General features: G+C 62.2%; 17 protein-coding genes. 12 read left to right on the forward strand and 5 right to left on the reverse strand.

Going from position 1 to position 22,696, the window contains the following annotated elements:
- Positions 1–45 precede the first annotated feature (45 nt).
- A complete protein-coding gene (locus tag PSH73_RS24390; RefSeq protein WP_225923893.1) occupies positions 46–1,983 on the reverse strand; it encodes a BCCT family transporter in 1,938 nt (645 codons plus the stop codon).
- A gap of 378 nt (positions 1,984–2,361) precedes the next feature.
- Between PSH73_RS24390 and betI the strand changes: the two genes are divergently transcribed.
- The 11 genes from betI to yccS all read left to right on the forward strand — a co-directional run bounded on the left by betI (position 2,362) and on the right by yccS (position 18,011).
- Positions 2,362–2,955 (forward strand): transcriptional regulator BetI, encoded by a 594-nt coding sequence (gene betI, locus PSH73_RS24395; protein WP_057440248.1) that lies wholly within the window; start codon positions 2,362–2,364, stop codon positions 2,953–2,955.
- Positions 2,956–3,066: 111 nt separating this feature from the next.
- Positions 3,067–4,539, forward strand: a complete 1,473-nt coding sequence (betB, locus tag PSH73_RS24400) for a betaine-aldehyde dehydrogenase (RefSeq protein ID WP_057444317.1) — start codon at positions 3,067–3,069, stop codon at positions 4,537–4,539.
- Positions 4,540–4,663: 124 nt separating this feature from the next.
- Complete coding sequence (betA, locus tag PSH73_RS24405) at positions 4,664–6,364, forward strand: choline dehydrogenase (RefSeq protein WP_057440344.1); 1,701 nt, start codon at positions 4,664–4,666, stop codon at positions 6,362–6,364.
- Between the two features lie 246 nt (positions 6,365–6,610).
- Positions 6,611–7,306 (forward strand): RraA family protein, encoded by a 696-nt coding sequence (locus PSH73_RS24410; protein WP_029297314.1) that lies wholly within the window; start codon positions 6,611–6,613, stop codon positions 7,304–7,306.
- Between the two features lie 127 nt (positions 7,307–7,433).
- Entirely contained in the window at positions 7,434–8,876 is a 1,443-nt protein-coding gene (locus tag PSH73_RS24415; RefSeq protein WP_169990369.1) for a TldD/PmbA family protein, read from the forward strand.
- Positions 8,876–10,192 carry a TldD/PmbA family protein gene (locus tag PSH73_RS24420; RefSeq protein WP_169990368.1) on the forward strand — a complete coding sequence of 439 codons (1,317 nt, stop codon included), beginning with the start codon at positions 8,876–8,878 and terminating at the stop codon, positions 10,190–10,192. The genes PSH73_RS24415 and PSH73_RS24420 overlap by 1 nt, the downstream gene beginning before the upstream one ends.
- Before the next feature lie 255 nt (positions 10,193–10,447).
- Entirely contained in the window at positions 10,448–11,338 is an 891-nt protein-coding gene (locus PSH73_RS24425) for an alpha/beta fold hydrolase (RefSeq protein ID WP_057444320.1), read from the forward strand.
- Positions 11,339–11,374: 36 nt separating this feature from the next.
- Complete coding sequence (gene mdtD, locus PSH73_RS24430; RefSeq protein WP_057960848.1) at positions 11,375–12,802, forward strand: multidrug transporter subunit MdtD; 1,428 nt, start codon at positions 11,375–11,377, stop codon at positions 12,800–12,802.
- A 131-nt stretch (positions 12,803–12,933) separates the two neighbouring features.
- A complete protein-coding gene (dbpA, locus tag PSH73_RS24435; RefSeq protein WP_232545553.1) occupies positions 12,934–14,271 on the forward strand; it encodes an ATP-dependent RNA helicase DbpA in 1,338 nt (445 codons plus the stop codon).
- Positions 14,272–14,429: 158 nt separating this feature from the next.
- Positions 14,430–15,608, forward strand: coding sequence for an NAD(P)/FAD-dependent oxidoreductase (locus PSH73_RS24440; RefSeq protein ID WP_057440244.1), 1,179 nt, complete (start codon positions 14,430–14,432; stop codon positions 15,606–15,608).
- 219 nt (positions 15,609–15,827) lie between these two features.
- A complete protein-coding gene (gene yccS / locus PSH73_RS24445) occupies positions 15,828–18,011 on the forward strand; it encodes a YccS family putative transporter (RefSeq protein ID WP_057440243.1) in 2,184 nt (727 codons plus the stop codon).
- A 78-nt stretch (positions 18,012–18,089) separates the two neighbouring features.
- Here the strand turns inward: yccS and PSH73_RS24450 are convergent, their stop codons facing one another.
- On the reverse strand, positions 18,090–18,827 hold the full coding sequence (locus PSH73_RS24450) for an ABC transporter substrate-binding protein (protein ID WP_057440242.1): 738 nt from the start codon (positions 18,825–18,827) through the stop codon (positions 18,090–18,092).
- Positions 18,828–19,084: 257 nt separating this feature from the next.
- On the opposite strand from PSH73_RS24450, the gene PSH73_RS24455 reads away from it, so the two are divergent.
- Positions 19,085–19,537 (forward strand): GNAT family N-acetyltransferase, encoded by a 453-nt coding sequence (locus tag PSH73_RS24455; protein ID WP_057960849.1) that lies wholly within the window; start codon positions 19,085–19,087, stop codon positions 19,535–19,537.
- Between the two features lie 96 nt (positions 19,538–19,633).
- Here PSH73_RS24455 and PSH73_RS24460 read toward each other — a convergent pair whose 3' ends face one another.
- From PSH73_RS24460 to PSH73_RS24470, 3 genes are read right to left on the reverse strand one after another with little or no spacing between them, the layout of a single operon-like run.
- Positions 19,634–19,930: a helix-turn-helix domain-containing protein gene (locus PSH73_RS24460; RefSeq protein WP_038444032.1), complete on the reverse strand. Its 297-nt coding sequence runs from the start codon at positions 19,928–19,930 to the stop codon at positions 19,634–19,636.
- Positions 19,931–19,947: 17 nt separating this feature from the next.
- Positions 19,948–20,454 (reverse strand): M48 family metallopeptidase, encoded by a 507-nt coding sequence (locus PSH73_RS24465; protein WP_057440240.1) that lies wholly within the window; start codon positions 20,452–20,454, stop codon positions 19,948–19,950.
- A 42-nt stretch (positions 20,455–20,496) separates the two neighbouring features.
- Positions 20,497–22,617 (reverse strand): bifunctional diguanylate cyclase/phosphodiesterase, encoded by a 2,121-nt coding sequence (locus PSH73_RS24470; protein WP_305461540.1) that lies wholly within the window; start codon positions 22,615–22,617, stop codon positions 20,497–20,499.
- Positions 22,618–22,696: the final 79 nt, after the last annotated feature.

Raw genomic sequence — 22,696 nt, forward strand, 5'->3', positions numbered from 1 at the left:
TTTTGACCAGATGGTGTCAGTGACGACACCACCCGCCTTCAACCATCAGCTATAGACACGGCCAAGGAGCTGCCGATGGCTTTCAAACTGATCGAGCACATCCCGGGTGATCTGCTCCTGGGTGAAGCCCATCAGGTCGTACTCCTGGCCGCCGTTGTGCAGGTAAACCTCGGCGCGGTAGTAGCGCGCACGCTCCTCGTCGGCCTCGATCGACTCACTCGGCGCCGCCAGGTAGCCGTCCAGGCTCACCTCGTAGACAAACGGGTTGCCTTCCATCTCGATCCGCACGCCAATGCAGCGCTTGGATTTACCCAGCAGCGTCTGCACATCCAGCCCTTGGGCGCGCAGGGCCACGGCGGCTTCTTCCAGCGCCGGGGTGACCTTTCTGTCCATAAAGCGCTGCACCACGGCCTGGCTCGGCTGCAGGTCCTGGGCAGTCAGGCGCTCGCTGAAACCACGACGGCCGCGTTCGGCCAATTGCGCCTGCTCCTGTTCGATGGCCACGTCCTGGCGCATGGCCTTGTGCAAACCGAACATAAAGAAGATCAGCACCACCGAGAACGGCAAGCCCGCCAGCACCACCATGGTCTGCATGGCTTCAAAGTTGCCCGCAAACAGCAAGCCGATGGTCACCAGGGTGATCACCGCCGACCAGAAGATCCGCAGCCAGTGCGGCGCATCCTCATCCACGTTGCCACCTTTGCACGACAGGTTGGCCATCATCACCGCGCCGGAATCCGCCGGCGTCAGGAACAGCACAAAACCCACAAAGATCGACACGCCGATCACCACTTTCGACGCCGGGTAGTACTCCAGCAACTGGTAGATCGCCATGGAGGGTTGCTCCAACGCCGTCTTGCCCAGCTCCACGGCGCCATGGTTGAGCACCAGGTCCAGGGCCGAGTTGCCGAAGATCGACAGCCACGCCAGGGTAAAGCCCAGCGGGATCAGCAGCACGCCCGCCACCAGTTCGCGCACCGTACGGCCACGGGAAATACGCGCGATGAACATGCCCACGAACGGTGCCCAGGAAATCCACCAGGCCCAGTAGAACAGGGTCCACAGGCCCATCCAGCGCTCGGACTTCTCACCATCGCCTTCGTACACGTAGAGGTCGAAGGTTTTCAGCACCAGACCGTTCATGTAGTCGCCGATGTTCTGCACAAAGCCGTTGAGCAGGTGCAGGGTCGGGCCAAACAGCAGCACAAAAATCAGCAGGCCGCTGAACAGCACGATGTTCAGGTTGGACAAGCGACGAATGCCGTTCTCCACGCCCGACACGGCGGCGATGGTCGCCACGGTGCTCATCACGATGATCACGATCAGCAGGTTGGTGTTGCTGTGCTCCATGCCGAACAGGTTTTCCAACCCGGACGACACTTGCATCGAACCAATCCCCAGGTTTGTCACCAGGCCCAGCAGGGTCACGAACATGCCGAAGCCGTCCACCGCGTGACCCGCCGCGCCTTTGACCCAACGCTCGCCCATCAATGGGTACAGCGCCGAACGCAGGGCCAGCGGCTGGTTATGGCGGTATGCGAAGTACGCCACGGCCAGGCCGACCAGCGCGTAGATCGCCCAGCCATGCAGGCCCCAGTGCAGGAAGGTCAGCTGCAACGCCTGGCGCGCGGCCATATGGGTGGCGGCGGCGCCTTCGGGCGGGTTGAAGTAGTGGTCCAACGGCTCGGACGCGCCGAAGTACAGCAACGAAATGCCGATGCCCGAGGAGAACAACATGCCGGCCCAGGCGCCGTAACTGAAGTCCGGGGTATCAGCCTTGCTGCCCAGCTTCAGTTTGCCGTAGGACGAAAACGCCAGGCCCACCACAAATACCAGGTAGGCGGCGATGACCACCATGTAATACCAGCCAAAGCTTTTCGAGAGCCAGGTCTGGGCGACTCCCAGCATTCTGCCGGCCTCTTGCGGGGCGATGATCAGAACGGCGGTCAACAACAGGATCAACGCGGTAGAGGTGTAGAACACCCAACCGTTGACCCGCACTTTTTCCGGTGGGGTCTTTATTAGAGAGGCAGAACTCATGGCACAGAGGCTCCGGGCAGTGCGAGAGAGGACACAAGGCAGCGCTTGACCCACGCCATCGATTTTTCGGCAGTCGACGGACGGGTGTTATAAAGACATCCCGAAAAACCCCAGACCCCAGCAACGCGCTGTCATGGGCTGTTTCAAGGGTTTTTACGGATGTCAGATGCGTCTGCCGACACGTAGGAAATACCTGTAGGCAGCGACCATTTGTCGCAGATCTTATTCTTTGTTGATTGAACGTTCAATCAAAACAAAATAGACTGGCCTTCACGCCGACGAACGTTTACGCCCGTCGGCAGGCCTAAGGAGAGGTGCTACATGCCCAAGGTCGGTATGCAACCCATACGCCGCCAGCAGTTGATCGAAGCCACATTGACGGCCATAGATCAGGTCGGGATGGGGGATGCCAGCATTGCGCTGATCGCCCGTTTGGCCGGCGTCTCGAACGGCATCATCAGTCACTACTTTCAGGACAAGAACGGCCTGATCGCCGCAACGATGCGGTACCTGATGAATGTGCTGATCGAGAATGTCCACGAACGCCGGCAGGCATTGAAGGAAGACACCCCGCGGGCGCACCTTCAAGTGATTATCGGCGGCAACTTCGACGCCAGCCAGGTCAACGGCCCGGCAATGAAAACCTGGCTGGCCTTCTGGGCCACCAGCATGCACCACCCGTCTTTGCACAGGTTGCAGCGGATCAACGATCACCGCCTGTATTCCAACCTGTGCTGCCAGTTCCGCCGTGTGCTGCCGCTGGAAGATGCACGCAGCGCAGCCCGAGGCCTGGCGGCCTTGATCGACGGTTTGTGGTTGCGCGGCGCCCTGTCGGGAGACGCTTTCGACACGGAGCAGGCGCAACGGATCGCTTACGAATACATGGATTTCCAATTGGCCAAGCAGGTGAGTTAGAGCACACATAAACGCTCAACCCCTGAACGGCTACTGAACGGTGTTGCCAGAACCTTATGGCTGCACCTTTTGGTGGTTAACGCCAACCACTTATGCACTTGCGAGGACTTTATGGCCCGTTTCGAACTGCAAAAACTCTACATTGACGGCGGCTACAGCGACGCTGGCAGCGATGCCACCTTCGAAGCCATCAACCCGGCTAACGGTGAAGTTCTCGCCAACGTGCAACGCGCCACATTCGAAGACGTTGAGCGTGCGGTGGTCAGCGCCGAAAAGGGCCAGAAAATCTGGGCCGCCATGACCGCCATGGAGCGTTCGCGCATCCTGCGTCGCGCCGTGGAAATCCTGCGCGAGCGCAATGATGAACTGGCGGCCCTGGAAACCCTGGACACCGGTAAATCCTTCTCTGAAACCAAGTACGTCGACATCGTCACCGGCGCCGACGTGCTGGAATACTACGCAGGCCTGGTGCCCGCCATCGAAGGCGAGCAGATCCCGCTGCGTACCACCTCGTTCGTCTACACCCGCCGCGAGCCGCTGGGCGTGGTCGCCGGTATCGGCGCGTGGAACTACCCGATCCAGATCGCCCTGTGGAAGTCCGCCCCTGCCCTGGCTGCCGGCAACGCGATGATCTTCAAGCCAAGCGAAGTCACCTCGCTGACCACCCTGAAGCTGGCCGAAATCTACACCGAAGCTGGCGTGCCGGATGGCGTGTTCAACGTTCTGACCGGTAGCGGCCGTGAAGTCGGCACCTGGCTGACCGAGCACCCACGCATCGAGAAAATCTCCTTCACCGGCGGTACCGACACCGGCAAGAAGGTCATGGCCAGCGCTTCGAGCTCCTCGCTCAAAGACGTCACCATGGAACTGGGCGGCAAATCCCCGCTGATCATTTTCGACGACGCCGACCTGGATCGCGCCGCCGACACCGCGATGATGGCCAACTTCTACAGCTCCGGCCAGGTCTGCACCAACGGCACCCGTGTGTTCATTCCAAAGCACCTGCAAGCCGCCTTTGAAGCCAAGATCGTTGAGCGTGTTGCGCGCATCCGCGTTGGCAACCCAGAAGACGAAAACACCAACTTCGGCCCACTGGTCAGCTTCGCCCACATGGAAAGCGTGCTGGGCTACATCGCCAAGGGCAAGGAAGAAGGCGCACGCCTGCTGTGCGGCGGCGACCGCCTGACCGACGGCGACTTCGCCAAGGGCGCATTCGTGGCACCGACCGTGTTCACTGACTGCACCGACGACATGACCATCGTGCGTGAAGAAATCTTTGGCCCGGTGATGAGCATCCTCACCTACGAGACCGAAGAAGAAGTGATCCGTCGTGCCAACGACACCGACTTCGGCCTGGCCGCTGGTCTGGTGACCAAGGACCTGAACCGCGCCCACCGCGTGATTCATCAGTTGGAAGCGGGTATCTGCTGGATCAACGCCTGGGGCGAGTCCGACGCGAAGATGCCGGTTGGCGGCTACAAGCAGTCGGGTGTTGGCCGTGAGAACGGCATCAGCTCGCTGAACAACTTCACCCGCATCAAATCGGTACAGGTTGAGCTGGGCGACTACGCCTCGGTGTTCTAAACCCGAGTTCTGTATTGCCTGCGGGGCCGCTATCGCTGGCGAGCCCGGCTCCCACATTCTGATTGTGGGAGCTGGCTTGCCTGCGATGGGGCCCGACCTGACCAACTCCAAAGAGGGTGCATTTATGTCCCAAGAATACGACTACATCATTGTGGGTGCCGGCTCCGCCGGTAACACCCTGGCGACCCGTCTGACCGAAGATGAAGGCGTCACCGTTTTGCTGCTGGAAGCCGGCGGCCCCGACTACCGCCTGGACTTCCGCACCCAGATGCCCGCCGCCCTGGCGTTCCCGCTGCAAGGCCGCCGCTACAACTGGGCCTACGAAACCGATCCAGAGCCACATATGGACGGGCGTCGTATGGAATGTGGTCGCGGCAAGGGCCTGGGTGGCTCGTCGCTGATCAACGGCATGTGCTACATCCGTGGCAACGCCATGGACTACGACAACTGGGCAAAACTGCCAGGCCTGGAAGACTGGAGCTACCTCGACTGCCTGCCGTATTTCCGCAAGGCCGAAACCCGCGACATCGGCCCGAACGACTACCACGGTGGCGAAGGTCCGGTCAGCGTGACCACGCCTAAAGCCGGTAACAACCCGCTGTTCCACGCCATGGTTGAAGCTGGCGTGCAGGCCGGTTACCCGCGTACCGAAGACTTGAACGGCTACCAGCAGGAAGGTTTCGGCCCGATGGACCGTACCGTGACGCCGAACGGCCGTCGCGCCAGTACCGCCCGTGGCTACCTGGACACCGCCAAGAAGCGCTCGACCCTGACCATCGTCACCCATGCCCTGGCCGACAAAGTGTTGTTCGAAGGCAAGCGTGCGGTCGGTGTGCGTTACCTGATCGGTGCCGCCGAAGAGCGTGTTGAAGCCCGCGCGCGCAAGGAAGTGCTGGTGTGCAGCGGCGCCATCGCCTCGCCGCAATTGCTGCAACGTTCCGGTGTAGGCCCGGCCAAACTCCTGGAAAGCCTCGACATCCCGGTGGTCCACGACCTGCCAGGCGTCGGTGAAAACCTGCAGGACCACCTGGAACTGTATCTGCAATACGCCTGCACCCAGCCGGTCTCGCTGTACCCGTCGCTGCTCTGGTACAACCAGCCAGCCATTGGTGCCGAATGGCTGTTCAACGGCACCGGCATCGGCGCCAGCAACCAGTTCGAAGCGGGCGGTTTTATCCGCACCCGTGAAGAATTCGAGTGGCCGAACATCCAGTACCACTTCCTGCCGGTCGCGATTAACTACAACGGCAGCAACGGTGTGAAAGAGCACGGTTTCCAGGCGCACATGGGCTCCATGCGTTCGCCGAGCCGTGGCCGCGTGCAAGTGAAGTCGAAGAACCCACGGGACTACCCGAGCATCCTCTTCAACTACATGGCCACCGAGCAGGACTGGCAGGAGTTCCGCGATGGCATCCGCCTGACCCGTGAAATCATGCAGCAGCCGGCACTGGACGCGTTCCGTGGCCGTGAAATCAGCCCGGGCATCGACGTGCAAACCGACGAGCAACTGGACAAGTTCATCCGCGAGCACGCCGAAACCGCGTTCCACCCGTCCTGCTCGTGCAAGATGGGCACCGACGAAATGGCTGTGGTCGATGGCGAAGGCCGCGTGCATGGCATGCAGGGCCTGCGGGTGGTCGATGCGTCGATCATGCCGATCATCACCACCGGCAACCTGAACGCGCCAACCATCATGATCGCCGAGAAAATCGCCGACAAGATGCGTGGTCGCCAGTTGCCGCGCAGCACCGCGGACTACTACGTGGCCGGCGATGCGCCGGTGCGTGGCAAGCCGTTGCGTGAAGTGGGTCCGACCGCGCAGTAACCGCTACACCGCGGCGCTCTTATCGCAGGCAAGCCCGCTCCCACATTTGAACGTATTCACACATCAAAATGTGGGAGGGGGCTTGCTCCCGATAAGACCCGACCAGCCAACACCCATCTTCCCAGACTCTTCCTACACTGCCCCGCCCTTGATCCCACCCCCCGCGCCGGCCTAATCTAGTCCCTCGCGCAAACGTTTCACCTTCCTACCGACACGCCGGCTTCTGCCTGGCCACGAGGCTTTCTCATGTTTGATGTCGTTTCTTCGAGCAAATGGCCTACCGGCTTCCTGATCAATCCAAACGTTGAACCGCTGGACCCGAAATGGCTGAAGGAATTCAGCAAGATCCCGGCGGCGGCCGTCAGCGACTGCCTGGGCCGTAACGTCGGTGGCCTGGGCCTGAAAGCCTTCCACGGCAATGCACCGATGCTCGGCAGCGCCCTCACCGTGCGGGTGCGCCCCGGTGACAACCTGATGATTCTCAAAGCCATGCAGATGGCCCGCCCGGGCGATGTGCTGGTGATCGACGGCAGCGCCGACCTGACCCGCGCGGTGTTCGGCGGCATCATGCGCGCCATGGCCCTGAAGGCTGGCATTGTCGGTGTGGTGATCAACGGCGCCCTGCGCGACCTCGACGAATGGCAAACCGGCGAACTGCCGGCCTACGCCATCGGCGGCGTACACCGTGGCCCGAGCACTGACGGCGGCGGCGAGATCAACGTGCCGATCTCCTGCGCTGGCATGCTGGTAGCCCCTGGCGACCTGATGATCGGCGATGGCGACGGCGTGGTCGCCGCCTCGCGCAGCGAACTGCCGGAATTGCTGGTGCGCTGCCATGACCTGCTGGCCCGCGAGAAAGCCACACTGGCTGCCATCGAAGCCGGCACCCTGGACCCTGACCGCTTTGACGCCATCCTGCGCGCCAAGGGTTGCCCGGTCTAAAGCCAAGGCAAAAGCATCGCAGGCAAGCCTGCTCCCACATTTTGATTTGTGAGCACATTCAAAAGGTAGGAGCTGGCTTGCCTGCGATGGGGCCCTCAAAGCCATCACCGCCCACAAGGAAGGCCCCATGTTCGACAAACACCCGCAACTCAAACAACATTTCGCCGCCCTGCGCACCCGCGCCGAATTCTTCTCCCTGCGCTACGTGCGCGAGTCCGGCCAGTACCTGTCGGTGCGCAAGAATGTCGCCGAACCGCCGCACCTGAGCCGCGACGAAGGCGCCATGCTCACCGTGCGCCTCAACGGTGTCGAAGCCTACGCGGCCACCCACGATATTTCCCTGGCCGGCCTGCAAGCGGCCCTCGAGCGTGCCGAACAGCAAGCCCGGCGGATCAAGCCCCATGCCCTGCTCGACCTGCGCGACCAGCCGGTGTCCAGCGACATCGCCGACTACCTGTCGCCAGAGCTCGATCAAGCCTTCCCGTCCCTGAGCGACTGCTACCAACTGCTCGGCGCAGAGTCAGCGGCCGTGCCCAGGGACGAGCGCCTGGTGAACTGGGAAGTCAGCCTGGGCACCACCCACGTTGAACAGATCTACCTCAACAGCGCCGGCGCGCAACTGCGCCAGGCCCAGCGTTTTGTGTTCCCCGGCGTCAATGTGACCGCCTACCACGGCAACGACAGCCAGACCCGCACCCTGGGCGGCAGCAACTTTGGCCAGCAGGGCGGCTTTGATGTGATCAGCCGCTTCGGCCTGGTAGGCGCCGCGCCACGGGTGGCCGACGAGGCCCTGCAACTGCTGCTGGCCCCCAACACGCCCCAGGGCCCGCGGAACCTGCTGTTGATGCCCGACCAGATGATCCTGCAGATCCACGAATCCATCGGCCACCCGCTGGAGCTGGACCGCATTCTCGGCGACGAGCGCAATTACGCCGGCACCAGCTTCGTCAAGGCCAGCGACTTCGGGCACCTGCAATACGGCTCCAACCTGCTCAACGTGACCTTTGACCCGGACATTCCCGAGCAACTGGCCAGCTACGCCCATGACGACGACGGCACGCCCGCCAACAAGCAGTTCCTGATCCGTAACGGCCTGCTGCTCAAGCCCCTGGGCGGGGCGCTGTCGCAGTACCGCTCGGGCATGGGCGGCGTAGCCAACAGCCGCGCCAGCAGTTGGAACCGCGCACCCATCGACCGCATGGCCAACCTCAATATCGAGGCTGGCGACCAGAGCCTGGCGCAACTGATCGGCGGCATCGAGCACGGCATCCTGATGTCGACCAACCGTTCCTGGTCGATCGACGATGCGCGCAACAAGTTCCAGTTCGGCTGCGAGTGGGGCCAGTTGATCGAGAACGGCGAACTCAAGGGCGTGGTGAAGAACCCCAACTACCGGGCGATTTCCGCGCAGTTCTGGCGCAAGCTCAGTGCCGTGGGCGATGCCAGCACCTTCAAGGTGCTGGGCACGCCCAACTGCGGCAAGGGCGAGCCGAACCAAGTGATCCGCGTCGGCCATGCATCGCCGGCGTGTGTCTTCAGCGATGTGGATGTGTTTGGGGGAGACGCCTGATGAAGGCTTTCAAGGACCTGGTGGAATGGCTCAAGCAGGCCATCGCCGATGGGGAACAGTTTCATCTGGGCTACGCGGCGGAATCGTCCGAATTCGTGCGTTTCAACCACGCCAAGGTGCGCCAGGCCGGCCAGGTACAGCAGGCCAGCGTCAACCTCAAGCTGATCAACGATGGCCGGCACGCCGACCTGGCCATCACCCTGGCCGGCACCCCCGAGGTGGACCGCCAGCGCCTGGCCGAGGGCCTGCAGCAATTGCGCGACACCTTGCCCTTGCTGCCCAAAGATCCTTACCTGCTGCTCAATCACACGGCCTGGCAAAACAGCAGCGAGCAGGCCCAGGCGCTGCCGGACCTCGATCAAGTCCTGGGCGAAATCAGCCAGGGCGCCCAAGGTTTCGACCTGGTCGGCATCTATGCCGCCGGGCCGATCAGCCGCGGGTTCGCCAGCTCGTCGGGGGCTTTTGGCTGGCACCAGGCCAATAGCTTCAACTTTGATTTCAGTCTGTTCCATGCCAATGGCGAGGCGGTCAAGGCCAGCTACGCCGGCGATGCCTGGGACAGCGCGGCATTTGCCCAGCGCTTGCAGCAAGCCCGCGAACAACTGGAGTTTCTTGGCCGGCCCTTGCACACCCTGGCGCCCGGCCAATACCGCGCCTACCTGGCACCGGCGGCCATGGAAGAAATCATCGGCATGCTCGCCTGGGGTGGTTTTTCTGCGCAGGCCATCGCCAGCAAGGGCAGCCCGTTGCAGCGCCTGTATGCTGGCGACCAGGCCCTGAGCCCGCTGGTGGGCATGGGCGAACAGATCACCGGCTCCCTGAGCCCGGCGTTTTCCCGGGACGGTTACCCGCGCAGCGACGTGACCTTGATCGCCAATGGCCAGGCGCAAGGGCAACTGGTCAACTCGCGCAGCGCCGCCGAATACGGCTTGAGCACCAACGGCGCCAGCGGCGATGAGTCCCCCAGCGCCTTGCAGATGGCCGCCGGCAGCCTGGCCCAGGCCGATATCCTCAAGCAACTGGGCACCGGCCTGTATATCAGCAACCTGTGGTACCTGAACTACTCCGACCAGCCGGCGGCGCGCCTGACAGGCATGACCCGCTTCGCCACGTTCTGGGTCGAAGACGGCGAGATCAAGGCACCGGTCAGCACCATGCGCTTTGACGATAGCGTCTACCACCTGCTGGGGTCGCAGTTGGAAGCGCTGACCGCCGAGCGCGAGTTGCTGCTGTCGGCCAGCACCTATGGCGAGCGCAACACCTCGTCCAACCTGCTGCCGGGCGCGTTGGTAAAACGCCTGACCCTGACCTTGTAAACGCCCGGCTTGTGCTGTGGCGAGGGGGCTTCTCGCCACAACAAGCGCGCGCCTTGCCACAATTTAAGCTGGCTCCTACAGGGGAATACCCTGGGTTCTGATGAACCTTCCCTGGCAGCATCCCGTTGGTTGGCGGACTGTTGTCGACGCTCGAAAACCTCGTTATAACGGTTAGTGGCATCCCGCCACTCTCAACCCATTTGTTCGCAAATGATGCATGACCTCGCCCGGGACTGGGCGAGCCGGAGCGTTGACATGTACCAAGGAAGTTTTGTCATTGATAAGTTGTTCAAGCACTACAACGTTCACGTAGAGCAATTGGGTAACGATCCGCAACGCAAGACCGTGCTGTTGGTCAACGGCGCGCTGTCCACCACCCGCTCATTCGCCCGCACCAGCAAGTGCCTGGCCGAGCATTTCAATGTGTTGATGTTCGACTTGCCGTTTTCCGGCTATTCGCGCCCCCACAACACCGATCTGGACCTGGTGACCAAGGACGACGAAGTCGAGATCCTGCGGGCGCTGGTGGAGCGTTTCCAGGTCAACCACCTGGTGTCGGCCTCCTGGGGTGGCATCTCGACCCTGCTGACCCTGGCGCACAACCCGCCTTCCATCGAAAGCTCGGTGGTGATGGCCCTGGCACCCAATCTCAACCCGGCAATGCTCGAATATGTGGAGCGGGTGCGGGTGCTGATCGAGGCCGATGACAAGTCTGCCGTCGGCCACTTGCTCAATGAGACCGTCGGCAAATTCCTCTCCAGCCGGCTCAAGCGCAATAACCATCGGCACCTGTCGACCATGGCCACCACCGAGTACCGCCAGGCGCGCTTTCATATTCATCAGGTGCTTGCCCTGGGCGATGGCAACTACCTGCCGCAATTGCGCCAGATCGAAACCCCAGTGCATTTTCTCAACGGCACGCTGGACGAATACACCCCGGCCAATGAAGCCCAACTGTTCAAGCAATACGTGGGCCGCAGCAGCTTTGCCAGCGCCGAGCACACCGGCCATTTGCTCGACCTGGAGTCGCGGGAGGCGGCGCTGGCGGTGCATCGCGCGCTGATCGACTTCCTGGTGGGCAAGGACGTGGCCATCGCTGATATAGACGAACCGCCAGTGGGAAAATCGGCAGAGGTTGGCGCATAATCGGCAACCCATAGCCTGCTAACAAAAAGGGATCTCATGCCGAATCGTGTCGTGCTCGATGCCAAGACCGCCCGCTGGTTACCCTGGGTGGTAGCGATTGCCTTCTTCATGCAGTCGCTCGACGGCACGATTCTCAACACGGCACTGCCCGCCATGGCCGAGGACCTGGCGGAAAACCCGCTGCGCATGCAGGGCGTGATCATCGCCTACATGCTCACCGTGGCCTTGCTGATCCCGGCCTCGGGCTGGATCGCCGACCGTTTCGGCACCAAGAAGATTTTCTTCGGCGCGATCATGCTGTTCAGCATCGGCTCGCTGCTGTGCGCCCTGTCCAGCAGCCTGAGCATGCTGGTGGGCGCACGGGTGATCCAGGGTCTGGGCGGCGCGCTGATGCTGCCGGTGGGCCGGCTGGTGGTGCTGCGCGCCTACCCGCGCTCGGAGCTGGTGCGGATCATGGGTTTTATCACCATTCCCGGCCTGCTCGGCCCCCTGCTCGGCCCGACCATGGGCGGCTGGATGGTGCAGTACCTGACCTGGCACTGGATTTTCCTGATCAACCTGCCGGTGGGCATGATCGGCTGCTACGCCGTGTGGAAATTCATCCCCGACCTGCGCGGCAGCGAGCGTACTCGCTTCGACAGCCTGGGCTTTTTGCTGTTTGGCGCGGCAATGGTGCTGATCACCATTGCCATGGAAGGCCTGGGCGAGCTGCACCTGCCGCACTTGCGCGTGATGTTGTTGCTGTTCGGTGGCATGGCGTGCCTGGCGGCCTACTGGCTGCGCGCCGGGCATATCGAAAACCCACTGTTCTCGCCGGTGCTGTTCAAGACCCGGACCTTTGCCGTGGGCATTCTCGGCAACCTGTTCGCGCGCCTGGGCAGCGGCGCCCTGCCGTTCCTCGTGCCGTTGCTGCTGCAGATCGCCCTGGGTTACTCGCCGTCCCAGGCCGGGATGAGCATGCTGCCCCTGGCGGCAGCGGCGATGGTCGCCAAGTCGGTCGCCCGGCCGTTGATCGAACGCCTGGGCTATCGCGTCGTGCTCACCGGCAACACCCTGCTGCTGGGCATGATGCTGGCGAGCATGGGCCTGGTCAGCGAACAGACGCCCTACCCGCTGTTGCTGGCGATGCTCGCGGTACTGGGGGCGATCAACTCCCTGCAATTTACCGCGATGAACACCGTGACCCTGATCGACCTCGACGATGCCCAGGCCAGCAGCGGCAACAGCCTGCTGTCGGTGGTGGCGCAACTGGCCCTGAGCCTGGGGGTGGCCTGCGCCGGTGCCCTGCTTGGCGGGTTTACTGCCCAAGCCGGTAACGATGGGGTCAACACCGTGCTCGAGGCGTTCCAGTTGACGTTCCTCACCGTGGGCATCATGGCGATGCTGGCGGCGGCGATCTTCTTGCAATTGTCGCCAAAAGACGGCAAACGAGTGGTCAGCCGCGAGCACGACATTGAGCATTAGGCGGCGTCTCGTCTAGAACTTGCAGGGAAATTCCCACGGGGCTGGTACACTGCGCGACATTTTGTTTTTGCAGAGCCTGTCCCGTGACCACCATCGCCACCGCTTTTAATACTTTGCCGCTCTCCGCCGCCATGCTGGCTAACCTTGACTCGCTGGGTTATGCCGAGATGACGCAGATCCAGGCGCAAAGCTTGCCGGTGATCCTCAAGGGGCTGGACCTGATCGCCCAGGCCAAGACCGGCAGCGGCAAGACCGCCGCCTTCGGCATCGGCCTGTTGAACCCGATCAACCCGCGCTACTTCGGTTGCCAGGCCCTGGTGATGTGCCCGACCCGCGAGCTGGCTGACCAGGTGGCCAAGGAAATCCGCCGCCTGGCCCGCGCCGAAGACAACATCAAGGTGCTGACCCTGTGCGGCGGCGTGTCCCTCGGCCCGCAGATCGCTTCCCTGGAGCATGGCGCCCACGTCATCGTCGGCACCCCGGGCCGCATCCAGCAACACCTGCGCAAGGGTTCGCTGGTGCTGGACGGTTTGAACACGCTGATCCTCGATGAAGCCGACCGCATGCTCGACATGGGTTTCTACGACGCCATCGAAGACATCATCAGCAAGACCCCGGCCCGTCGCCAGACCCTGTTGTTCTCGGCCACCTACCCGGTGAGCATCAAGCAACTGGCCTCCAAATTCATGCGCGCGCCGCAGCAGGTCAAGGCCGAAGCGTTCCACTCCGATGAGCAGATCGAGCAGCGTTTCTACGAAATCTCCCCGGAAGAGCGCATGGACGCGGTGACCAAGGTGCTGTCGCACTTCCGTCCGGCCTCTTGCGTGGCCTTCTGCTTTACCAAGCAGCAAGTGCAGGAAACCGTGGATCACCTGACCGCCAAGGGCATTTCTGCAGTCGGCCTGCATGGCGACCTGGAACAGCGCGACCGTGACCAGGTGCTGGCAATGTTCGCCAACCGCAGTACTTCGGTACTGGTGGCCACCGACGTGGCGGCCCGAGGCCTGGACATTGACTCGCTGGACATGGTGATCAACGTCGAACTGGCCCGCGATTCGGAAATCCACATTCACCGCGTCGGCCGTACCGGGCGTGCCGGTGAGACCGGGATCGCCATCAGCCTGGTGGCGCCGTCCGAGGCACACCGTGCCCAGGCCATCGAACTGCTGCAAAAGGCCCCGCTGAACTGGGATCAACTGAGCAACCTCAAATCACAGGGCGGCGCGCCGCTGCTGCCGGTGATGAGCACGTTGTGCATTGCTGCCGGTCGTAAAGACAAGGTCCGCCCAGGCGACATCCTCGGCGCGCTGACCGGTGAAGCCGGGATCCCGGGCGCCCAGGTGGGCAAGATCGCGATCTTTGACTTCCAGGCCTATGTGGCAGTGGAGCGTAGCGTCGCCAAGCAGGCGTTGCAGCGCTTGAATGACGGCAAGATCAAGGGCCGTTCGTTGCGCGTGCGGATCCTGTAAAGCTCTTCGATTCAATGGAGATCCAATGTGGGAGCGGGCTTGCTCGCGAATGCGGTGTACCAGTCGCCAGATGGGGTGGCTGACAGCCGTATTCGCGAGCAAGCCCGCTCCCACATTTCTGATTGCATTTGAGATCAATATTTTGTGAGGACACCGTTTTGCGCTCGACCGAAGTTGTGATCATTGGCGCTGGCGCCGCAGGCTTGATGTGCGCGCTGACCGCCGCCGGGCGTGGGCGCAAGGTGATGTTGATCGACCATGCGAACAAGGCCGGCAAGAAGATCCTGATGTCCGGCGGTGGCCGCTGTAACTTCACCAATATGTACACCGAGCCTGCCAACTTCCTCTCGCACAATGCGCACTTCTGCAAATCCGCCCTGGCCCGTTACACCCAGTGGGATTTCATCGGGCTGGTGGCCAAGCATGGCGTGCCGTACCACGAGAAGAAGCTCGGCCAGCTGTTCTGCGATAACAAATCCAGCGACATCCTCGGCATGCTGCTCGACGAATGCATCCAGACCGGCGTGAGCCTGCACCTGGACACCTCGATCCAGGAGATCGCCAGGCTCGACAGCGGCTACCAACTGCAGACCACCCTCGGCGAGTTGCGCTGCGAGTCCCTGGTGATTGCCACCGGTGGCCTGTCGATTCCGACCCTGGGCGCCACCGGCTTTGGTTATCAGGTGGCCAAGCAGTTCGGCCATGAACTGCTGCCGACCCGTGCAGGCCTGGTGCCGTTTACCATCACCGATCAGCTCAAGGAACTGTGTGGCGAGCTGTCCGGCACCTCGGTCGATTGCCTGGTCAGCTGCAACGACCAGAGCTTTCGCGAGAACATTTTGTTCACCCATCGCGGCCTGAGCGGGCCGGCGATTTTGCAGATCTCCTCGTACTGGGAGCCCGGCGACACGGTAGAAATCAACCTGCTGCCCGACCACGACGCCCACGCCTGGCTGCAACAGCAACAGGCCGAGCGCCCCAACAGCGAACTCAAGACCCTGCTGGGCGAGATCTTCACCAAGAAGATGGCCAACCTGCTGGCCGAGACGTGGTTTGTGTCCAAACCGATGAAGCAGTACACCCACGCCGAACTGGCAGATATCGCTACCAAGCTGGGCAGTTGGCAATTGGTCCCGGCCGGCACCGAGGGCTACCGCACCGCCGAAGTCACCCTGGGCGGGGTGGATACGCGGGAAGTGTCGTCCAAGACCATGGAGTCGCTGAAAAGCCCCGGCCTGTACTTTATCGGCGAAGTGCTGGATGTGACCGGGCACCTGGGCGGGTTCAACTTCCAGTGGGCCTGGGCTTCGGGGTATGCGGCGGCGCAGTACGCCTGAACGGTAATGTGATCAACTGTGGGAGCGGGCTTGCTCGCGAATACGGTGGGTCAGTCAGCTCATTCAGCGACTGACACTCCGCATTCGCGAGCAAGCCCGCTCCCACAGTTTGATGGGGTGTGCCAAAACAATTTTTGCTTATGAATGTGATCGCCACGCTTGCCGTGACGTCATTACTGGCTCAATTTAGCGGCATCGTCCCGGAAGACCCCAGACTTCATGTCCTCGACCTCGTTCAAGCAGTCCATGCGGCGCCTTTGGGCACTGGATAAGTTCAGTTACAGCGTACGGGTGTTTATCGCCCTCACCGGCAGCATGGCGCTGTGCTGGTATCAGGATGAAATGTCGCTGCTGATCCCGCTGTTCCTGGGGATTATCGCCAGCGCCCTGGCCGAAACCGATGACAGCTGGCAGGGCCGCCTCAATGCGCTGGCGGTGACGCTGGTGTGTTTCAGCGTGGCGGCGCTGTCGGTGGAGTTGCTGTTTCCCTACCCGTGGATTTTTGCCATCGCCATCGCCCTGGCGAGTTTCTGCCTGACCATGCTCGGCGCCCTGGGCGAGCGTTATGGCGCCATTGCCTCGGCCACTTTGATTCTGTCGGTCTACACCATGATCGGCGTGGACCAGCGCGGCGGCGCCGTCACCGACTTCTGGCACGAACCCTTGCTGCTGGTGGCCGGTGCCGCCTGGTACGGCGCGCTGTCGGTGCTGTGGCAGGCAATGTTTTCCAACCAGCCGGTTCAACAGAGCCTGGCCCGGCTGTTTCGCGAGCTGGGGCGTTACCTCAAGCTCAAGTCATCGCTGTTCGAGCCCATTCGCCAACTGGACGTCGAAGCGCGGCGCCTGGAGCTGGCGCAACAAAATGGCCGGGTGGTGGCGGCGCTCAATGCGGCCAAGGAAATCATCCTGCACCGTGTCGGCAATGGCCGGCCGGGTTCCAAGGTCAGTCGCTACCTCAAGCTGTACTTCCTGGCCCAGGACATCCACGAGCGCGCCAGTTCCTCCCACTACCCCTACAACGCCCTGGCCGAAGCCTTCTTCCACAGCGATGTGCTGTTCCGTTGCCAGCGCCTGCTGCGCCAGCAAGGCAAGGCCTGCCAGGCCCTCGCCGAGTCGATCCAGCTGCGCCAGCCGTTTGTCTATGACGCCAGCTTCGCCGAGGCCCTGGGCGACCTGAATGCCTCCCTCGAACACCTGCGCATCCAGAGCAACCCGGCCTGGCGTGGCCTGCTGCGTTCGTTGCGCGCGCTGGCGGCCAACCTGTCGACCCTCGACCGCCTGCTCAGCGACGCCAGCAACCCAGACAGCCTGGCAGATGCCAGCGACAGCAGCCTGCTGGACCGCTCGCCGCGCAACCTCAAGGAAATGTGGACGCGCCTGCGTACCCAACTGACCCCGACTTCGCTGCTGTTCCGTCACGCCCTGCGCCTGCCCCTGGCGCTGAGTGTCGGCTACGGCATGGTGCATTTGATCCACCCGTCCCAGGGCTACTGGATCATCCTCACCACCCTGTTCGTCTGCCAGCCCAACTACGGCGCCACGCGGCGCAAGCTCGGCCAACGGATCGTCGGCACGGCCATCGGCCTGACGGTGGCCTGGGCCCTGTTCGATCTGTTCCCTAACCCCTTGGTGCAGTCGATGTTCGCCATTGCCGCCGGGCTGGTGTTCTTTATCAACCGCACCACCCGCTACACCCTGGCCACCGCCGCCATTACCCTGATGGTGCTGTTCTGCTTCAACCAGGTGGGCGATGGGTATGGGCTGTTCCTGCCGCGCCTGTTCGATACCTTGCTCGGCAGCCTGATCGCCGGGCTGGCGGTGTTCCTGTTCCTGCCGGACTGGCAAGGCCGGCGCCTGAACAAAGTGCTGGCCAACACCCTGACCTGCAACAGCATCTACTTGCGCCAGATCATGCAGCAATATGCCGCCGGCAAGAGCGACGACCTGGCCTACCGCCTGGCCCGGCGCAATGCGCACAACGCCGACGCCGCGCTGTCCACCACCCTGGCCAATATGCTGATGGAGCCGGGGCACTTCCGTAAGGAAGCCGACGTTGGCTTCCGCTTCCTGGTGCTGTCCCACACCTTGCTCAGTTACCTGTCGGGGCTGGGTGCCCACCGCGACACCCAACTGCCGGCCGATGTGCGTGAGCACCTGATCGAAGGCGCGGGCAAGACCCTCGCCACGAGCATCGACGAAATCGCCAGTGGGTTGGCGAACAAACAGCCGATTGCGGTGCAGAGCGATGCCGAGGAAGCGCTGGCAGTGGAGCTGGAGCAGATGCCGGATGAGATCGACGAAGCACAGCGCCTGGTGCAGACGCAGTTGGCATTGATCTGTCGGCAGTTGGGGCCGTTGCGCACGCTGGCGGCGCATTTGATCAAGGAAACCAGTGCGGCTTAGAGCCCTATCGCGAGCAAGCCCGCTCCCACATTTTGATCTGCGAATACGGGCATGCTCGCGATGGCGACCTCAAGAACACTACATCCCGTGTTGCTTGAGAAGACGCGCATAACTGCCATCTGCCTTCATCCGGGCAATCTCCCGATCAAACCCCGCAACAATCTGCTCATGCCTGGGGTTTTTCAGGCTGACCAGAATATGCAGGCTGTTCTCACTCAAGGTCTTGGGCAGGAATTCCACCGCGTTGCGCACCCTGGGTGATTCCCGCGCCAGGTGAAAACGCGCGACATACTCATCCTCGACCGTCAGCCGCACGCGCCGGGCCGCGAGCATGCGCACGGCCATGGCGAAGTTATGCACCGGGACTTTTTGCAGTTGGGGATCGGCATCGAACTCCGCCGAATAGGCGTAGCCGCGTACCACGGCGACGGGATAGTCATGCAGTTGCTGCAGGTTCTGGAACTCGATGGGATCATCACGGCGCTTGATAAAACGCACGCGGTTGAGCAGGTACTCGTCGGAAAACTGCCCCAACTGCGTACGCGCCTCGTCGTACCAGGCATTGATCAACACGTCATAACGCCCGTCGCCCACCCCCATCAACGCCCGCGCCCACGGCACCTGCTCGAAATCGCTGGCAAAGCCGGCACGCGCCAGGGCGGTGCTGACGATATCGGTAGCCAGCCCGCCATTGAGCAGGGTCGCATCGGTAAACGGCGGCCATGCATCTGCCACCAGGCGCAAACGTTCTGCGGCCACCGTCGGGACCAGCAACAGCAATACCAGCAAAGCAACGGCACGAGACAGTCGCAGCATGCTTAATGTCCTTGCACAGCGGGCAGTTCCTTGCGGGCAATGGCGTCTGGAAGAACAATGCCCAGGCACCTGACTGTAGCTTATCGCTCGCGGTGTACAGCAGATTACACAAAGAACTGAACCGCGAAAGCACTCAATGATGGCAAATTGACGTCATTCACAAAAAATAAGGTTTCACAGGTGTTTATGCCACCCCCCAAGACAGTTGCCGGCCAGGGCATTACTATCCAGGCCAGGTCTTTATGCGAGATGGAACGATGACTGTCGATTGGGTTTGCAAGCACCACAATGATCTGGGCAAGGAACAGCTCTACGCCATTTTGCGTCTGCGGGCAGAGGTATTTGTCGTCGAGCAGAAATGCATCTACCAGGACATCGACGATCAGGATCTGGAGGGCGACACCCACCACCTGATGGCCTGGAAGGACAACCAATTGGTGGCTTACCTGCGCCTGCTGGACCCGGAGCTGCATGGCGGTGACGTGGTTATCGGCCGCGTGCTGGTGGCCGAGGCAGCCCGGGGCACTGGCCTGGGCCACCAGATGCTGGAGGAAACCCTCAAGCAGATCGACGATATCTGGCCGCAGACACCGATTTTTCTTTCAGCCCAGGCGCATTTGCAGGGGTACTACGGCAGATATGGGTTCAAGGTCGAGGGTGAGGAATACCTGGAGGATGATATTCCGCATATTGGGATGCGGCGCGCTTGAGGATGCTATCGCGGGCAAGCCCGCTCCCACAGGTTGATTGCGATCAAATGTGGGAGTGGGCTTGCCCGCGATAGCGTCAGACCTGCCAACCCAGTTTCAGGGATAACCCAACACCTGCTTGACCTGCACCAGGTTGCGCTCGATCCAGCCACGGTCAATCGCCCCCCAATCGCGAATCCGATAGCGCCCGGCATGATTGCGGGCGCCGTCTTCCTGCTCGAACTCGCAGACGATATCCAGGTCCGCCAACGCGGCGATGGTGTCCTGGGCCGTGCGCCGGGGCATGCCGGTCACTTCGGTCAACGCCGGGACGCTGCTGGCCAATTGGCTGTCGATCAGATACGCCACATACAGGCGGCGGTAGAAACTGCTCTTGGTCTTGCTCACATCCATGCTCGCTTCCTCTTGGTTCAATCCCGCGCTGCGCCCTGCAAGTCGCGATAGGTCAGGTACACCCGCAGGTCGAATTCCACCTGATGGTAGCCGGGCAACATATATTCGCAGAGTTTGTAGAACGCCTTGTTGTGGTCCGATTCCTTGAAGTGCGCCAGCTCGTGGACAACGATCATCTTCAGGAACTCCGGCGCCGCGTCCTTGAACAACGCGGCGATGCGGATCTCTTTCTTGGATTTGAGATTGCCGCCCTGCACCCGCGAAATCGTGGTGTGCAGGCCCAGGGCGCGATGGGTCAGGTCCAGGCGGTTGTCGAACAGCACTTTGTCGATGGCCGGTGCATTGCGCAGGTGCTCCTGCTTCAGGGCCAGGGCGTAGCTGTACAGCGCCTTGTCACTCTGCACCGCATGGCGCTCGGGGTAACGCTGGTGCAGGTAGTCGCCTAATTGATCCTTGGCGATCAATTGGCGCACTTGCTCTTGCAGGGCGGCGGGATAGGCCTGGAGGTATTTCAGCGCAGTCATGGGTTCGAACGGCAGGGGCGTGAGGCCGCCAGTGTAGCGAATTCAGCAGGGGCCTGCGCGCAGCGCGAAAGGCTGCGACCACTGGGAAATATCGTCGGCCATCAGCGACGGGGCCACCAGCGGGCCCTGGATGAATTGGCAGCCATTGGCCTGCAGCCAGTGGCATTGCTCAAGGGTTTCCACGCCCTCGGCAATCACCAGCAAGCCGAAGTGCCCACACAGCTCGATAATACTGCGAGCCAGCGCGGCCTCCCGTGGCGAGTTGAGTACGCGGGCAACCAGGCCGGGGTCGAGCTTGAGCGTGTCGAACTCCAGGTCACGCAGATGCGCCAGGGAGCAGTTGCCCGAGCCAAAGTCATCGAGGGCTATTCGCACCCCCAGGCGCCGGAGTTGCTTGAGCTGCTTGGTGGACTCTTCGATATTGTGCATCAGGCTTTCTTCAGCTATTTCCACTTCCAGTTGCCGCCCCTGCAACCCATGTCGCTCCAGTGCCTGCTGCAGCTGGGTCGCCAGGTTGGGCATATTGAACTGGCTGCTACTCAGGCTCACGCTCAGCACCCAGTCGTCACTCATGACCGGGGCCCAGGCGTGTCGCGCCAGCGCCACCTGGTGGAAGATCCAACTGCTGAGCTGACTGATCAGGCGCGCCTCCTCCAGCAAGGGCAGGAACAACCCGGGCGGCACATCGCCGACACTCGGGTGCTGCCAGCGCAACAAGGCTTCGACCCCGCGCAAGTGCCCGTCCACCAGGGACACCTGGGGTTGGTACACCAAGGTCACCTGCTTATGGTCGATGGCCTCGCGCACACTGCTTTCAAGCATCAGGCGCGAGCGGGCCCGGCCGTTCATTTCCTGATCGTAATAGCGATATTGCTGACGCCCGGCGCGCTTGGCTTCGTACATGGCGATATCGGCAGCGCGCAGCAGGCCGCTCAGGTCACGGCCGCAATCGGGGAAGATGGCAATGCCGATACTGACCCCCAGCATCACCTCCAGGCCGTCCACTTGCTGGCAGATCGACACCCGCTCGATCAACTGTTCGGCAAGCTTGGCAGCCTGCTCCGGGTATTCCAGTTCCAGCAACGCGACGAACTCATCCCCACCAAGGCGGCCAAGAATGTCGCAACTGCGCAGGCACAGCGCCAATTGCTCCGAGACCCAGCGCAGTACCCGGTCGCCGGCGTCGTGCCCTACGGAATCATTGACCCGCTTGAAGCCATCCAGGTCCATATACAGCAGCACCGTGGCATGCTCGCTGCGCTCGTTGCGCAACAGGATCGTCTCCACGGTCTGATAGAAACCACGCCGATTGAGCAAACCGGTGAGGGGGTCAGTGACGGCCTGGGACTCCAGTTGCTGATGCAGATGGCGCACTTGCGACATGTCCTGCACGGTCACCACCATGGCCTTCTGTTCGCGGGGCAAGGGCGCACAGGACATGGCCACCGGCAGTTGCTGGCCGGGCGCCGTGCGCAGGATCGCGTCGTGCAGGCGCCAGGTTTCACCGCGCAAGTAGCCGGTGTACAACTCGCAGGCAAACCAGTCGGGCATATGGGGTTTTTGCAGGAAGCCCAGGAACGCCTGGCCTTGCAACTCGCCCACCGTGGCGTTGAGCAGTCGCGAAATAGCCGGGTTGGCGTAGCTGATCACCCCGTCTTCGCCCACCACCAGGATGCCCTCGGCGGCGTTGTCGAGCACCGAGGCATTGAAGGCCCGGGCCAGCTCCAGGTCATGACTCAAGCGCTGCAAGGCCCGCCGGTTGCGCTGATGCTCCAGCAAGGCCTGGACCTTGGGCTTGAGGATCAGCGGGTCGAAGGGCTTGAACAGGTAGTCGATAGCGCCGCTGGCATAGCCCTCCAGCACTGCGGCGGGCGATTGCTCAGTGGCACTCAGGAAGATGATCGGGGTCATGCGGGTGCGCTGGCTGCCGCGCATCAAGCGCGCCACTTCGAAGCCGTCCATACCCGGCATCCGCACATCCAGCAGCACCAGGTCCACGTCAGTTTCGAGCAAAAGCCCCAGGGCCTCCTCGCCGGAGGCTGCCGTCACCACCTGCCAGTCGTCGCGCTGCAGGAGCGCGCGCATGCTGATCAGGTTTTCCGGGTAGTCATCGACCACCAGGAGCACTGAGCAGCCTTCGGCCGGGGTTGGAGCGCATTCCATGCTGCATCTCTTCCTTGAGGGTTCATTCCGGTCATTTTTGCGACAAAACCGGACATTCAATGTGGAGTCACTCTAGCCT

The sequence above is a fragment of the Pseudomonas sp. FP2294 genome (assembly GCF_030687625.1).
Classification (GTDB): domain Bacteria; phylum Pseudomonadota; class Gammaproteobacteria; order Pseudomonadales; family Pseudomonadaceae; genus Aquipseudomonas; species Aquipseudomonas shahriarae.